The sequence below is a fragment of the Alsobacter sp. genome (genome assembly GCF_059501845.1).
Genome location: NZ_JCACDK010000001.1, coordinates 383,217 through 397,998 on the forward strand (window position 1 = coordinate 383,217; position 14,782 = coordinate 397,998).

11 protein-coding genes are annotated in these 14,782 nt (G+C 68.1%); 6 read left to right on the forward strand and 5 right to left on the reverse strand.

From position 1 onward, the window contains the following. Positions 1-109 precede the first annotated feature (109 nt). Entirely contained in the window at positions 110-1,198 is a 1,089-nt protein-coding gene (locus AC5JCN_RS01770) for a mandelate racemase/muconate lactonizing enzyme family protein (RefSeq protein ID WP_495753282.1), read from the forward strand. Between the two features lie 17 nt (positions 1,199-1,215). Further along, on the forward strand, positions 1,216-2,910 hold the full coding sequence (locus AC5JCN_RS01775; RefSeq protein ID WP_495753283.1) for a GMC family oxidoreductase: 1,695 nt from the start codon (positions 1,216-1,218) through the stop codon (positions 2,908-2,910). A gap of 9 nt (positions 2,911-2,919) precedes the next feature. Here the strand turns inward: AC5JCN_RS01775 and AC5JCN_RS01780 are convergent, their stop codons facing one another. Together AC5JCN_RS01780 and AC5JCN_RS01785 are read right to left on the reverse strand one after the other, a co-directional pair. Next, positions 2,920-3,735 carry a class I SAM-dependent methyltransferase gene (locus tag AC5JCN_RS01780; RefSeq protein ID WP_495753284.1) on the reverse strand — a complete coding sequence of 272 codons (816 nt, stop codon included), beginning with the start codon at positions 3,733-3,735 and terminating at the stop codon, positions 2,920-2,922. 138 nt (positions 3,736-3,873) lie between these two features. After that, entirely contained in the window at positions 3,874-4,617 is a 744-nt protein-coding gene (locus AC5JCN_RS01785) for an acetoacetate decarboxylase (protein WP_495753285.1), read from the reverse strand. Positions 4,618-4,825: 208 nt separating this feature from the next. On the opposite strand from AC5JCN_RS01785, the gene AC5JCN_RS01790 reads away from it, so the two are divergent. The 3 genes from AC5JCN_RS01790 (at position 4,826) to AC5JCN_RS01800 (ending at position 8,791) form a co-directional block, all read left to right on the forward strand. Beyond that, positions 4,826-5,248, forward strand: coding sequence for a YciI family protein (locus AC5JCN_RS01790; RefSeq protein ID WP_495753286.1), 423 nt, complete (start codon positions 4,826-4,828; stop codon positions 5,246-5,248). Between the two features lie 156 nt (positions 5,249-5,404). Continuing rightward, positions 5,405-7,075: an FAD-dependent oxidoreductase gene (locus AC5JCN_RS01795; RefSeq protein WP_495753287.1), complete on the forward strand. Its 1,671-nt coding sequence runs from the start codon at positions 5,405-5,407 to the stop codon at positions 7,073-7,075. Continuing rightward, positions 7,076-8,791 carry a cation:proton antiporter domain-containing protein gene (locus AC5JCN_RS01800; RefSeq protein WP_495753288.1) on the forward strand — a complete coding sequence of 572 codons (1,716 nt, stop codon included), beginning with the start codon at positions 7,076-7,078 and terminating at the stop codon, positions 8,789-8,791. 4 nt (positions 8,792-8,795) lie between these two features. On the opposite strand, the gene AC5JCN_RS01805 is transcribed toward AC5JCN_RS01800, so the two are convergent. Further along, entirely contained in the window at positions 8,796-11,012 is a 2,217-nt protein-coding gene (locus AC5JCN_RS01805) for an amylo-alpha-1,6-glucosidase (RefSeq protein WP_495753289.1), read from the reverse strand. A 35-nt stretch (positions 11,013-11,047) separates the two neighbouring features. After that, positions 11,048-12,142, reverse strand: coding sequence for a glycosyltransferase family 4 protein (locus AC5JCN_RS01810; protein WP_495753290.1), 1,095 nt, complete (start codon positions 12,140-12,142; stop codon positions 11,048-11,050). A gap of 359 nt (positions 12,143-12,501) precedes the next feature. On the opposite strand from AC5JCN_RS01810, the gene AC5JCN_RS01815 reads away from it, so the two are divergent. Then, positions 12,502-13,431: a ring-cleaving dioxygenase gene (locus tag AC5JCN_RS01815; RefSeq protein WP_495753291.1), complete on the forward strand. Its 930-nt coding sequence runs from the start codon at positions 12,502-12,504 to the stop codon at positions 13,429-13,431. Positions 13,432-13,467: 36 nt separating this feature from the next. Here AC5JCN_RS01815 and AC5JCN_RS01820 read toward each other — a convergent pair whose 3' ends face one another. Continuing rightward, positions 13,468-14,721 carry a multidrug effflux MFS transporter gene (locus AC5JCN_RS01820; protein ID WP_495753292.1) on the reverse strand — a complete coding sequence of 418 codons (1,254 nt, stop codon included), beginning with the start codon at positions 14,719-14,721 and terminating at the stop codon, positions 13,468-13,470. Positions 14,722-14,782: the final 61 nt, after the last annotated feature.

Sequence of the window (14,782 nt, forward strand, 5' to 3'; positions counted from 1 at the left end):
GCCTGTGACGGGCAGGGCTGCGCCGGCTCAGCTTGCGGGCAGGCGAGGGCCGGGGCACCTTCCCGGCGAAGGTGCTGCGCCGACTGGCGCCCGGTGACGAGGAAACGCCATGGCCAAGCTGACCGGTATCGAGCCGGGTTTCTACCGCATACCGCTGCCGCAGGTGCTGACCGACAGCATGCATGGCGAGATGCGGGCCTTCGAGCTCAACACGGTGCGCGTTCGCGACGCCGACGGAGCGGAGGGCGTCGGCTATACCTACACGGTCGGCCGCAACGGCGCCGCCATCGATGCGATTTTGACCCGCGAGATGCCGGAGATCTTCCTCGGCGAGGAAGCCGACCACATCGAGCGACTCTGGACGAAGGGCTGGTGGGCCCTGCATTACGGCGGCCGCGGCGGACCCACGGTGTTCGCCATCTCGGCCTTCGACATGGCGCTGTGGGATCTCAAGGCCAAGCGCGCCGGCCTGCCGCTGTGGAACTACCTCGGCGGTTTCGACCCGAAGGTGCCCTGCTACGCGGGCGGCATCGACCTCGACCTCACGCCCGACGAACTGCTGCGCCAAACCGAGGGAAACCTCGCCAAGGGCTTCCGGGCCATCAAGATGAAGGTCGGGCGCAAGCGGCTGTCGGAAGACGTCGAGAAGGTGAACGCGATGCGCGGGTTCCTCGGCGACGGATTCCCCCTGATGGCGGACGCCAACATGAAGTGGAGCGTCGACGAGGCGATCCGCGCCGCCCGCGCCTTCCAGCCCTACGACCTCACCTGGCTGGAGGAGCCGACGATCCCCGACGATTTCGAGGGCCATGTGCGCATCGTCCGCGAGGGCGGCGTTCCCGTGGCGGCCGGCGAGAACCTGCGCACCCTGTGGGAGTTCAAGCAGTACATCGCCAGCGGCGGCGTCACCTATCCGGAGCCGGACGTCACCAACTGTGGCGGCGTGACGCCCTTCATGAAGATCGCCCACCTCGCCGAGGCCTTCAACCTGCCCGTTACGACGCACGGCGCGCACGACGTGACGGTCCATCTTCTCGCCGCCTGCCCGAACCGCTCCTACCTGGAGGCGCACGGCTTTGGGCTGGAGCGCTACATCGCCGAGCCGCTGCGGATCGAGGACGGGTTTGCCATCGCGCCCGACCGGCCCGGGCACGGCATCGCCTTCGACTGGCAGGGCCTCGACGCGATCCGCGGCTGAGAAGAACCGGGACACCCATGGCTGAGAGCTTCGACTACATCGTTGTCGGCGGCGGATCGTCGGGCTGCGTCGCCGCCGCGCGCCTCGTCACCGAGGCGGGGGCGCGGGTCCTGCTGCTGGAAGGCGGGCACTCGCACCGCCATCCGCTCCTCGACATGCCGCCGGGCATCTTCAAGATGATCAACGGCAGCAAGTACATGCGCTACCACCAGACGGTGCCGCAGCCGCACCTCGACGGGCGGGTGCACGACATCCCGCAGGGCAACGTGCTCGGTGGCGGCTCATCGGTGAACGCGCAGGTCTACATTCGCGGGCGGCCGTCGGACTACGACGCGTGGGACGAGGCGCTGCGCGGCGACAACGATGCGCCGGGCTGGGGTTGGAAGGACGTGCTTCCCCACTTCCGGGCCATGGAAGGCAACAACCGCCTGCATGACGAGCGGCACAACTCGGACGGCCCGCTGCTGGTGTCCGACCCCGGCCATATCGACGACATGTCGCGCTGGTTCGTGCAGGCCGTGCAGGCCATGGGCGAGCCCTACAACCACGACTTCAATGGACCCGTGCAGCGGGGCGTCGGCTTCTACCAGTTCATGAACCGGCGCGGAAAGCGCTCCAGCGCCGCCTACGCCTTCATCGCGCCTCTCGAGAACGACAATCGGCTCACCCTGCGCCTGAACTGCCGGGTGAGGCGGATCGACGTCGAGAACGGCAGGGCCGTGGGCGTCACATACCGCGACGGCAACGGCACGGAGCACAGCGTTCGCGCCGAGGCGGAAGTCATCCTCTCCGCGGGCTCTCTCGTCACCCCGCAGCTGCTGATGCTCTCGGGCATCGGCCCGGCGGACCAGCTTCGCCAGCACGGCATCTCCTGCGTCGCCGACATGCCGGGCGTGGGCGAGAACCTGATCGATCATCCCGAAGTGCCGATCGTTTCCATGGCGAGCGGCAAGCACGGCTATTACCGCCAGGGCGTGGGCTGGCGGATGCTGCTTAACGGGATCCAGTTCAAGCTGTTCGGGAGCGGCCGGATTCTGTCGGCCGGCGTCGAGGCAGGCGCCTTCGTCAACCCGGAAGACCCCGCCGGCGAACCGACGATCCAGGCTTTCTGCGTGCCCATCGTCTATCTCGACCGGGATACGCTGGGCCTTGTCGAGGACACGTACGGCCTGACGATCACCACCGTCGTGATCAAGCCAAAGTCGCGCGGAACGGTGCGGCTGCGCTCGGCCAATCCCGACGACATGCCGCTGGTCTCTCCCAACCTCCTCAGCCACCCCGAGGATGCCCGCCGCATGATCGACGGGCAGCGCTTCTTCCTGCGCGCATTCCAGACGAGCCCGCTGAAGGAGCGTATCCGCGAGGTGCGCATTCCGGACCCGAAGGACGTCAGCGACGAGGCGATCATGAAGCACTGCAAGCGCTTCGTGAAAACCAACTACCACCCCAGCGGCACCGCTCGGATGGGCTCGAGCGGCGATCCGATGGCAGTCCTCGACGCCAGGATGCGCGTGCGCGGCGTCGAGGGGCTGAGGGTCTGCGACCTCTCCGCCATGCCCGACATCAATGCCGGCAACACCAACGCGCCCGCCATGATGATGGGCAGCCGCTGCGCCGCCTTCATCATCGAGGAGCGGACGGGCCGCCGCGAGACGCCGCCCGTCGAAGTCTCGCAGGCCGCGAAGGCGGCTGCGGGAGGCGAGGCGGCCTGAGCAGGCCGATCAGGGCTTGCCTGCCCACGCGATCCGGTAGGCGACCGGAATGCGGAGAGGGCCGTCGCCGTACGGCTCGACCCGCGCTTCCACCGCCTTCCGGTAGCGCTCGAGGTCCGGCCGAGAGAGCGAGGCCATGAGCGTTCCGATCCTGGCGAAGCTCGTGGCGGCGAGAGCCCAGAGCGCTTCGAAGTCGGGCAGGAGATGAAGCCGCTCGTGCGTGACGATGCGGGGCGACGCGAAGCCGGCCGCTGCAAAGGACGCGCGCAGATTATCCTCGTCCGAGAAGTGGAAGGCCCCTGGACCGGGCGGCAGGGTGGAGGGCAGTGCTACCCCGGAGTCGCGGATGGCGTCGAAAAACACGCCGTTGATGCGGTTCTCGTGTGGACCGCACCACCACGACACCGCCAGCTTTCCGCCCGGCCGAAGCACGCGGGCGGCTTCCGCGAAAGCCCGCTCCGGCCGCGGGAAATGGCCGATCCCGTAGGCGCAGACGACTGCTTCGAACGAGCCGTTCTCGAAAGCGAGGTCTTCGGCGCTGCCGACGCTGAAATCCGGCCCGGGATGAAGCCGTCTTGCCTGCTCCACCATTCCGGGGGCGAGGTCGAGGCCGACTGCCGACGCACCGCGCGACGAGGCGAGGGCGGTCATCGCGCCCGGCCCGCAGGCAAGGTCGAGCACCCGTGTGCCCTCGCGCACGCCGGCTGCGTCGAGGAGCTGGGGGTGGGCGAGCGCCGTAACCGGCGTGAAGGCGTCGTGATAGCCGGGCGCGATCCTGTCGTGGACGGTGCGCTCGAACGCCTCGAAGGCAGCGGGATCGCTCATGGCCTCTGCCTCCCCGGCGTGCTGTCCCGGCATGGTGGAGGCGGCGGGGAAGGGACGCAAGCGAGGCGGTGAAGCGCGGGTCTCCAGACCCGCCCTCTCCCGTCTTGAAACGCCGGCACGGCAGAGGACGCGCGCTGCTCAGCGCAAATAGTCGTGCGCGACCCGTCCGAACGGCAAAGTGAGGTCGCCGAGGATGTGCTTCGCACCGATGACCTTGCGGACCGGCAGGTCGGCCACGGGCGCGTTGACGTGCGGCACCAAATGCAGCCGACCCGGCCCCTCCCAGGCACCCTTGATCGTGATCTCCGTGAGGTTGATGGCAACGAGTTGGCAGATGGCCGGCTTTCCGTCCACGTCGGGGATCAGCTTCAGGTTGATCTGCGTCCGCGTGAGCGAGCCCATCACCTCGTCGTGCCGCGCGGCCATGCTGCCGTGCTTGTAGGCCATGGTGCCCATCGCCACGCGCTCTCCGGCATAGTGCAGCGTGCCCGTGAGGGTATCTCTGGCGATGTCGAGCTTCGGCTGGGCCAGCTTCTTCGGGAAGCCCCAGATCTCGCGCCCGGCGGCGATGGGCGGATCGTCGTCGAGATACATCTGGGCGACGAAGCCGACATCCTCTCCCTTGAACTTCGCCGGGATGACGATCCCCGATTCCGTGTAGCTGCCGAAGCCCGAGGAGTCCGGCATCTTGATCCACTCGTAGTTCACCAGCGGCCTGTCTGCCGGCTCCAGCGGCTCCGGGAGCGCCGCCCGCACGAGGTCCGGATCGGTCTCGTAGGTGATGATCATGTATTCCCGGTCGATGAACCGGTAGGGACCGGTGGGGTAGCTCGGGCTCGCGGCCGGGATCGAGGGAAGTCGCAGGATGTCTTCGGTCTTCAACGGCGTGCTCCGTTCAGGGGACGATCGAGTATGGCGGCCTCTTCCGACGAGGGCATGACCACCTCCGGTTGAACCCGCCACTGGGGCCGCCAGCAAGTCGCACGCCATCGGCGGCCGCGCACAAGCTCGCGAGCGACGGCTCCGCCCCCGCTCGCGGTGGTGCTGCGATGAAGCTAGAGTGGCGCGTCGCACGCCGAGGAGCCTGCCCATGCTCTATGCCATCCTGTGCTACCACTCCGAGGAGGTCGTCTGCGCGTGGTCGCGCGAGGAGGACGAAGCGGTGATGGCGCGACTTGCGGTTGTGCAGCAGGATCTCGTGCGAAGGGGCAAGCTCGGCCCCGTTGCCCGGCTGCTGCCGACCCGTGCAGCGACGACGCTCAGGAAAGACCAGGAGCCACCGCTGGTGCTGGACGGTCCGTTCGCGGAGACGAAGGAGCAGTTGCTCGGCTTCTACGTCATCGACTGCGAGAGCCGGGAGGACGCTCTCGGCGTGGCGCGCGATCTCGGCAAAGCCAATCCGGGTGGGTCGTACGAGATCAGGCCGGTCGGCTACTTCCAGCCCGGCACGCTTTCGGAGCCTGGCGCCGGGACCGCGACGCGCGAGCAGGTTCCCGCAATGGCGAACACGTGAGCGCGAGCGTCACTGGACTTTCTTGTTTCGGTATATAACTAATCGGTTAACAGTCGGGCTGGCCTGCTGATTGCAGGCAGCTCATATTGCACCGGCCAGTCCGTTCCAAGCAGACGGCCCCGGCCTGCGTGCCCCTTGATCCACGCGAGGAGTCCAGTGGCGACAGCAGCTCCAGAGCAGGACATCGTCCTCGATCCCAGCGATCCTTATGCCCGCGAGGCCCAGACGTTTCCGAAGCTGTCGAGCGACATGCTCGATCGGCTCTCCGGATACGGCGTCGTGGAAGACATCCCGGCCGGCACGATCCTGTTCCAGCGCGGGCAGCGCAGCGTCGACTTCTTCGTCATCATCGAAGGCCTGGTCGAGGTCTACGAGATGGTCGAGGACGGACCCCGCGTCTTCACCGTGCAGTCCGACCGGCAGTTCACGGGTGAGCTGGACCTCTTCAACGACCGCGAGATTCTCGTCAGCGGGCGCACGGGGCGGGACAGCCGCATCCTGCGGATCAGGCGGCCGGACTTCCGGCGCATGCTCACGGCAGAGCCGGACATCGGCGAGGTTATCCTGCGCGCCTTCATCCTGCGCCGCGTCGGCCTGATCCGGCGCGGTCATGGCGGGGTGGTGCTGATCGGCCGCGCCCATGCGGCCGACACGCTGCGCCTGCAGCGCTTCCTCGTCCGCAACGGCTACCCGCACCGCCTGCTCGACACTGAGGCAGATCCGGAGGCCGACGGGTTCCTGACCTGCTTCGAACTGACCGCCGACGAACTGCCGGTGGTCATCTCGCCGGACGAGCGCGTCTTCCACAATCCCAGCAACGCCCAGCTCGCCGACGACCTCGGCCTCACCGAACGGTTCGACCCCGACGTCGTCCACGACGTTGCCGTCGTCGGCGCCGGTCCGGCCGGCCTGGCGGCTGCCGTCTACGCCGCTTCCGAGGGGCTCAGGACCATCGTCGTGGAGGGCATCGCGCCGGGAGGGCAGGCGGGCACCAGCTCCAAGATCGAGAACTACCTCGGCTTTCCCACCGGCATATCGGGGCAGGCGCTGGCCGGCCGCGCGCAGGTACAGGCCCAGAAGTTCGGCGCACGGCTCGCCATCTCGCGGCCGGTGGTCCAGTTGCATTGCGCCGACCACCCCTATCGGCTGGAGCTGGAGGGCGGCCAGTTCGTTTCCGCGCGCAGCATCGTCATCGCCACCGGGGCGCGCTACCGCAAGCTCTCGGTGCCCAACTATGAGCGGTTCGAGGGGCAGGGCATCCATTACGCGGCCACGGCGATGGAAGCGAACCTGTGTTCGGGCGAGGAGGTGATCGTCGTCGGCGGCGGCAATTCCGCCGGCCAGGCTGCAGTCTTCTTGTCGCGGACGGTCGCTCACGTCCACATTCTCGTCCGCGCGCCCGGGCTTGCGGCGACCATGTCTGACTATCTCGTCCAGCGCATCGCCATGTCGCCGCGCATCACGCTTCACACCCATACCGAGATCACGGGCCTGGAAGGCGACCGCGGCCTGCGTGAGGTCACGTGGACGGACAGGCGCTCTGGCGAGAGCGAGACGCGGACCATCGGCAATGTCTTCGTGATGATCGGCGCGGAGCCGAACACCGACTGGCTGGTCGGCTGCCTGGATCTCGACGAGAAGGGCTTCGTGCGCACCGGCAAGGCATGCTCCAAGGCTGCCGCAGCGACGTTCGAGACCAGCCGGCCGGGCATCTATGCCGTGGGCGACGTGCGGTCGGGCTCCATCAAGCGCGTCGCGTCCAGCGTGGGGGAGGGGTCGATCGTGGTCTCCGCCGTTCACTCCTATCTCGCTCCTGTCGAGGCCTGAATGGCGGATTCACACCATCTCCTGGCGACGCTCGTCCCCGTCATTGTCCTGCTGGCGCTGGGCATCGTCGCGGCCGTCGGGAGCCGGGCCGTCGGACTGAGCCCCATCGTCGGCTATCTCGCGCTCGGGCTCGGCATGAAGGCGAGCGGGTTCGGCATCCTGTCCGATGCCGGCACCATCGCGCTGCTGGCCGAGCTCGGCGTCGTCTTCCTGCTTTTCGACATCGGGCTGCACTTCTCCCTGAAGCATGTCCGCGAGCAGGCGAAGGATATCTTCGGGTTCGGGCCGGTGCAGGTCATCGCCTGCACGCTCGGCTTCGGGCTCATCGGCATGGCGCTCGGCATGGCCGCGCTCCCCGCCTTTCTCGTGGGCGCGATCCTTTCGCTGTCGTCGACGGCCGTGGTGGCCCGCCTCATCGCCGAGCGGCACCAGCAGAACTGTCCGGTGGGGCTCACCGCCACCGCCATCCTGATCTTCCAGGACGTCGCCGCGATCTTCCTGCTCATCATCGCGGGCGCCCTCGACGGCGGCACGGCCACGATGCTCCCCACCGCCGGGCTCGCGCTGGTCAAGGCCGCCGCGGCATTCGGCATCGCCGTGCTGCTCGCCCGCTTCGTCGTCCGGCCGCTCTTTTCCATCATCGCGGCAGGACGCAACGAGGAGGTGTTCACCGCGACGGCGCTTCTCGTTGCCCTGGCAGCCGGCTGGGCGACGGGACACGCCGGCCTGTCGCTGACCCTCGGGGCCTTCCTGGGTGGCATGATCATCGCCGAGACACCGTTCCGCGTCATCATCCAGTCGGAGATCAAGCCGTTCCGCTCGCTGCTGCTGGGCTTCTTCTTCATCTCGGTGGGCCTGTCGCTGGACCTCGGCGTCCTCGCCCAGTCGTGGCACTGGGTCATCGCGATCGCAGTCGGCCTCGTGGCGGTGAAGATCCTCTGCAACGCAGCCGCCAGCCTCGTCTTCGGCTGGTCCGTCCCGGGGTCGACGCAGCTTGCCTTCCTGCTCGCGCAGGGATCGGAGTTCGCCTTCGTCGTCCTGAGCCTTCCGCCGGTGCGGGCCCTCGTCGGCGACGCGACCACGTCCGTTCTCGTGGCCGCCGTGGCCCTGACCCTCGCCGTCACGCCGAACCTCGCCGAAGCCGGACGGGCGCTCGCGGGCAGGCTGCGGCGCAGGCGGCAGGTCACCTCGGACCCCGAGCTGCAACCGCGCGACATGCCCGGCCCGGTCTTCATCGTCGGCATGGGCCCTGTCGGCCGGACGCTCGCCGACGCGCTCACGGAGTTCGAGATCGGCTATGCCGCGGTCGAACGCGACCAGCGCCAGTTCGCGCTGGCGGTGGCCGATGGCTATGCCGTCGCATTCGGCGACGCCTCGGATCACCGCATCTGGGAGCCGCTCGCCATGCAAGGCCGGAGGATCACGGTGATCACGGCGCCGCGTTTCGAGACGTCGCGGGAGATCTCGCCGCTGATCACCCGGCTCTTCCCCAACCTGAAGCGCTTCGCCGTCGTGACCACCGAGGCAGAGAGGGAGCAGTTCGCCGAAATCGGCATGAACCCCATCCTCGACCGCAGCCGTCCGCCGGGCCTCGACGTCGCCATGACGGTCCTGACGGAACTCGGCGTCGAGGACGAGAAGATCGGCGACTGGATGCGGATGACGCAGGAACGCCTCTCCGCCTCGCGGGAGGACATTCTCCAGGCAGCGGAGTAGCGGCTCAGCTCATCGTCACGACGTGGACCTCGCCGTCTCGGCGCAGGATGGACGTGACAACGTCCTCTCCCTCTCGCCGGAGCGCGACGTCGAGGCGAGCGGTCCCGAGCGACAGGCCGCGCAGCACGACCTCGCCGAGGAAGTCCGGCAGCACCGGACGGTCGAAGACGACGCGGCGCTCCGCCACCTCGAAGCGCAAGCCGAGGCAGGACTGCAGCAGGGAGAGTGGCGCGCCCGCTGCCCAGGCCTGAGGCGAACAGGCGACGGGGTAGAAGGTCGGCCCCCGGCTGCGCTGGCGCGGGAAGCCGCAGAACAGCTCCGGCAGGCGGCGCAGTTCCATATAGGTCGAGGCGGCGAAGAGGCCCGACAGGATCCGGCCGGCCTCCCTGCGCATTCCGAAGCGGGCGAGGCCGGCGCCCACCAGGGCGTTGTCGTGCGGCCAGACTGAGCCGTTGTGATAGCTCATCGGGTTGTAACGCGGCTCGGTGTTCGGGATGGTGCGCACGCCCCAGCCCGAGAAGGACGACCCGTCCATCAGCGCGGACGCGACGGACGACACGCGCCCGTCCAGCGCCAGCCCGGTCAACAGGGCGTGCCCAGCGTTCGACGAGCGGACCCGGCAGGGCCGCTTGTCGCCGTCGAGCGCGATGACGTAGGTGCCGAGGCCGGCATCCCAGAAGGTTTCGTCGAACCGGATGCGCAGCCGCTCGGACCGATCCTCGAGCCCGGCCGCCCGGGCGTGGTTTCCGAGTGCGCGCGCAAGAGCGGCGGCGGCCATCCACGCCCCATAGGCGTAGGCCTGCACTTCGGCGAGCGCAATGGGGCCGCGGGCAAGAGTCCCGTCCTCGTGAAAGACGGAATCGTGGCTGTCCTTCCAGCCCTGGTTGATCAGGCCTTCCGCCGTGCGCCGGCCATACTCGACGAAGCCGTCGCCATCGCGGTCTCCGTCCCCGTCAATCCAGTCGAGGGCTGCCTCGACGTGCGGCCACAGCGTGCGGATCGTTGCGAGGTCGCCCGTACGCTCCAGATAGGCGCCGGCCAGCATCACGAACAGCGGCGTCGAGTCGACGCTGCCGTAGTAGCGGCGGAACGGCACCTCGCCGAGCTCGGCCATCTCGCCGTAGCGCACCTCGTGCAGGATCTTGCCCGGCTCGGCATCTGCAGCCGCGTCGCTGTGCGTCGCCTGGTTCGCCGCCAAATGGAGGAGAACGCCGCGCGCGAGAGCCGGATCGAACCAGAGCGTCTCGAGCGCCGTGATCAGCGCGTCGCGGCCGAACACGGTGCTGAACCACGGGATGCCGGCATAGGGATATGGACCCTCCGGCGTGTTCGTCGTCAGCATGCGGATATCAGCCACGCTGCGGCGGACCATCTCGTTGAAGACGTCGTGCGAGCTGTCGACGGAGGTTGCCCGTGCACTCGCCGCACGCTGGGAGCGGCGGGCATCGCGCAGCGCGACGAAGAAGCTCCGCTCGGGGCTCACCGCGGACGGCGCGCCGGCGCAGCGGATCTCGACGAAGACGAGACGCGTGGTGCGTGGCTCGAGGTCGAACGTGAATTCGGCGTGGTCCGGCCCCAGGCGGTCGGGTTCGGGGTGGAAGCGGAGGGCCGTCTCGCGCCTGATTCCGTCGAGGCCGACATAGGCGAGGCGCACGCCGTCCGGTCCCTCGAGCTCCGGCTGGAGCATCTGGCCGCGGCGGGTGCGCGTCGTGCCGCGCACTTCGAAGAGGTCGGCGAAGTCAGCAGCGAAGGCGATGCAAATACGGATCCGCCTGGGCGACTCGTCGAAATTGCTGACCGAGACGCGTTCGAAGCAGCCCGCCCTCCACAGGAAGCGCGAGCGCCTGAGATGGATGAGGTCGTGCTCAAGCACCATGTGCCCGGCCTCGTCGCGGAGGTCGGGATTGGTAAGGTCGCAGGTGAGGGTGGCGTTGTCGTCGCGCAGCGTCGAGGACAGCAGGATCGGGCGGCGGTCGTCGATCGTCAGGACGAGATGCGAGAGATGCCGCGTGTCGCGATAATAGACACCCTCGGCGCTGCCCGGTCCGGCCAGGGCGTCGCCATTGTGGTCGAAAACGGCGAAGGTATCGTCGTGCTTGAGAACCCGCGGCCGGCGCTCCTGGAGGGATGCGGTCGCGGGGATGAAATACTGTCCGAGCTCACCGGCTTCGGACGCGGCCTGCGGGCGCGCATCCGCGCCCGCCTCGCGAGCATGCTCCATGCCGGATCTCCGTTCCGCGGCCGGGCTTTCGCTGGTCAGGCGACCACCTGAAGGCCGACATCCTTGCCGCGTGCGCGGCGAAGATGCGCGGCTTCCGTGCGGACGCCGGCGAGGCCCCGGTAGAGGGACACGTAATCTTCCGCCATTCTCCTGGCAGTGAAGCGTGTCTCGAAGGTGGCGCGGACGCGGCTCCTGTCGAGATCTCTCAGGCGATCGATGGCGGCGACGGCCTCGTCGACCGTCGAAACGATCCGGCCCGTCACGCCGTCGTCGATCACCTCCGGTACCGAGCCGCAGCGGAATGCGATGACGGGCGTGCCACAGGCCATGGCCTCGATCATCACGACGCCGAAGGGCTCCGGCCAGTCAATGGGGAATAGGAGAGCGGCTGCGCCGCCGAGAAACTCGGCCTTTTCCGCCTCGTTGATCTCTCCGATGAACTCGACATTGGGATAGGCGCTTACCATGGGGCCGATCACGTCGTCCCAGTAGGCCTGGTCGGCGCGGTCCACCTTGGCCGCCATCTTGAGCCGCATGCCGGTGCGCGCGGCGATCTCGATCGCGCGGTCGGGACGCTTTTCGGGCGAGATGCGGCCGAGGAAGGCGAGATAGGGATCTTTGGGCGCGGGGGTGAACGGGAGGAGCGACTCCGGCAGTCCGTGGAACACGGTGCCGACCCAGTTCACGGGCGGCATGGGCTTGCGTTGATCGTCCGAGATGGAGACCAGCGGAAATTCCGGGAAGACGGAATAGAAGGGCGTGAGGTCCGCGAGATCGAGCCGGCCGTGGAGGGTCGTGAGCGTCCTGGCGGCGATGTCCCGCATCACCGGGAAGTGCAGCACGTCGACATGGAAGTGGAGCACGTCGAACTCGTTGGCCCGGCGGCGGACCTCGTCCAGCATGATCATGTGGTACGGGATGGGGTCGCGTACCGACGGGTTCAGCCGAAGGGCGATGTCGCAGCACTTCACCAGCGTGGCATCCGTCCTGGAATCGCCACTGGCGAACAGCGTCACGTCATGGCCCTGGCGCACCAGTTCCTCGGTGAGGTACGACACCACCCGTTCCGTTCCACCGTAAAGGCGTGGCGGGCAGCTCTCATACAGGGGAGCGATCTGGGCGATCTTCATAGGCTGGCCTCCTGTGCGGCTGCCCGCGCTTCCGGTGGACCGTTGTTGATCCCGGGGCAGGCCTGTCTACGTAACCGCAGGTCTGGAAAGCGCGAACGCCGCGGGTTTGTTCCGTAGTGCACACCAAAATGTGCATGCTCGACCTCAAGTCGTGGTTGAGCCAGGGCGAGCTTACCACGAAAATTCAATGTGTTAGTTGGTTAAGTTTAGATTATCGCTGCAGCCGCCCGGCATCTGACGTCCTGCGCTCCGCATGCCGGTATTTGCAGCACTGCAAGGATCTTGCACTGGTACCGATCGGTCACGTGCGCCATCTCAGCCGTAACGAGGCAATCGCCTCCAACGCAACGAGGTTCGCCATGAGCACCAGCGGAATCCACCATGTCACCGCCATTTCCGGGCCGGCCCGGCGCAATCTCGCCTTTCACTCGGGCGTCCTCGGCCTGCGGCTCGTCAAGAAGACGGTGAACTTCGACGATCCCGGCACCTGGCATCTCTACTTCGGTGACGAGGCAGGCCGGCCGGGCACCATCCTCACCTTCTTTCCGTGGGAGAACGCGGCTCCCGGCCGCCTCGGCGTCGGCGAGACGCAAGACACCCTGTTCCGTATCCCCGCCGCGTCGGTCGGCTACTGGACACACCGGCTCATCGAGAAGGGCGTTGCGCACGACCCGGCCGAGAAGCGCTTCGGACAGACGCTGTTGCCCTTCCGGGACCCGGACGGGATGAGGTTCGCACTCGTCGCGGTGGCGGGTGCGGAGGATGAGCCTGGATGGGGCGGCGGCGAGGTTCCCGCCGAGCACGCCATTCGTGGCTTCCACGGCGTCACCCTGCTTCTCGAGGAGGCCGGGCCGACGGCCGAGGTGCTGCAGCGCGTGTTCGGCTTCGAGCCGGGCGGTGTGGAAGGAGCGATCCATCGCTTCGTCGCGCCGGGAGTGGTCCCCGGCGGCATCGTCGACCTGCGCGAGGCAGGTGGCTTTCCGCGCGGGCGGCAGTCGGCGGGATCGGTGCACCACGTCGCCTTCCGTGCCGCAAACGATGCCGAACAGGATGAGATGGTGCGTCGGCTGGGCGAACTCGGCATCCGCGCGACCGGGCAGAAGGACCGCAATTACTTCCGGTCCGTCTACTTCCGCGAGCCCGGCGGCGTGCTGTTCGAGATCGCGACGGACGATCCCGGCTTTGCCGTGGACGAACCCGCCGCGGAACTCGGCCACGCTCTCAAGCTGCCGGACTTTCTCGAAGCCCGGCGGACCCAGATCGAGGCCGTGCTTCCCGACCTCGGCTGACGACGAGCCGCGGGCCTGCTCCGGCGGGCCCGCGGCTCAGCCGTTCACCGGCGAGCGGAAGAGCCGCCCCTTCTCCGTCCACGCGATGATCGCCAGCGTCGCGAAACCGCAGAAGAGATAGCCGGTCGACAGCGGCACGAGCGTGCCGTCATAGGCTTTGCCGGTGACGAAGCCGATGCTGACCGCCACGAGCGTGGTGATCGACCCGAACAGCGAGGAGGCCGTGCCGGCCTGACGCGCCTGCGGCTCCATGGCGAGGGAATTGAAGTTGGAGAAGATCATTCCGACGAGGAACATGATCCCGGCCAGCAACGCCATGAAGGGAACGAAGCCGAGAAGGCCGAGGCGCGCCAGCACGGCCATGATCAGCGCAAGCGTCGTGAAGACCACCACGGCGCCGTGGCTGAGAACGCGCATGCCGAGGCGGCCGACCAGCCGGGAGTTGAGGAAGGACGACAGCGACATTGTTGCCGCCACCCCGGCGAACGCCAGCGGAAACAGGGCGCCGAGGCCGAAGATCTCCGTGAAGAGCTGCTGCGCCGACACGAGGAACCCGAACATGGCGCCGAACATCGCGCCGCCTGCCAGGGCGTAGCCGATTGTCTGGCGCGTGGTGAGGACGCTCCAGAACGTCGTTGCGAGGTCACGCGGGGCGATCGAGCGGCGCATCTCGCGCGGCAGGGTTTCGGGCAGCCTCAGCCCGGCCCAGACCGCCATGACGAGCCCGAAGACGGTAAGCAGCGCAAACACGGCACGCCAGGGCGCGAACAGGATGACCATCTGCCCGATGGAGGGCGCCAGAACCGGAACCGCCATGAAAACGGTCATGGCAAGCGACATGACGCTGGCCATGCGCCGGCCGCCATAGCAGTCGCGCACGATCGAGGTCGTGATGACCCGGGGAACCGCCGAGGCGAGCCCTTGGACGATCCGGGCGACCAGCAGCGCAGCGAAGGTCGGCGCCGCCATGCAGGCGATGCCGCTGCCGACGTAGAGCGCGAGCCCCGTCAGCAGCACGGTGCGGCGGCCGAAGCGGTCTGAGACCGAACCGATCAGCAGCTGGCCGACGCCGAAGCCGAGGAGGTAGGCGGTGAGCACGCCCTGCCGGTCGTTCTCGTCGACCACGCCAAGCGAGTTGCCGATCTCGCGCAGGGCCGGGAGCATGCTGTCCATGGCCATGGCGTTCAGTGCCATCAGCCCGGCGACGAGCACGACGAATTCCTTGAACCCCATGGGCGCATGGGCGGGCGGCGCCGCGATGTCGGCGAGGGGCTTTTGAGGCGCGTTCATGGCTTGCACGCGTTGTGCGGCCCCGGCGCCCTTCTGGCAAGCCCACCCCCGGCATGGCAGC

Bases quoted from the DNA above. Each gene is read 5' to 3' on its own strand.
- AC5JCN_RS01770 (WP_495753282.1), top strand. From the start codon at position 110: ATGGCCAAGCTGACCGGTATCGAGCCGGGTTTCTACCGCATACCGCTG.
- AC5JCN_RS01775 (WP_495753283.1), top strand. From the start codon at position 1,216: ATGGCTGAGAGCTTCGACTACATCGTTGTCGGCGGCGGATCGTCGGGC.
- AC5JCN_RS01780 (WP_495753284.1), bottom strand. From the start codon at position 3,735: ATGAGCGATCCCGCTGCCTTCGAGGCGTTCGAGCGCACCGTCCACGAC.
- AC5JCN_RS01790 (WP_495753286.1), top strand. From the start codon at position 4,826: ATGCTCTATGCCATCCTGTGCTACCACTCCGAGGAGGTCGTCTGCGCG.
- AC5JCN_RS01800 (WP_495753288.1), top strand. From the start codon at position 7,076: ATGGCGGATTCACACCATCTCCTGGCGACGCTCGTCCCCGTCATTGTC.
- AC5JCN_RS01805 (WP_495753289.1), bottom strand. From the start codon at position 11,012: ATGGAGCATGCTCGCGAGGCGGGCGCGGATGCGCGCCCGCAGGCCGCG.
- AC5JCN_RS01810 (WP_495753290.1), bottom strand. From the start codon at position 12,142: ATGAAGATCGCCCAGATCGCTCCCCTGTATGAGAGCTGCCCGCCACGC.
- AC5JCN_RS01815 (WP_495753291.1), top strand. From the start codon at position 12,502: ATGAGCACCAGCGGAATCCACCATGTCACCGCCATTTCCGGGCCGGCC.
- AC5JCN_RS01820 (WP_495753292.1), bottom strand. From the start codon at position 14,721: ATGAACGCGCCTCAAAAGCCCCTCGCCGACATCGCGGCGCCGCCCGCC.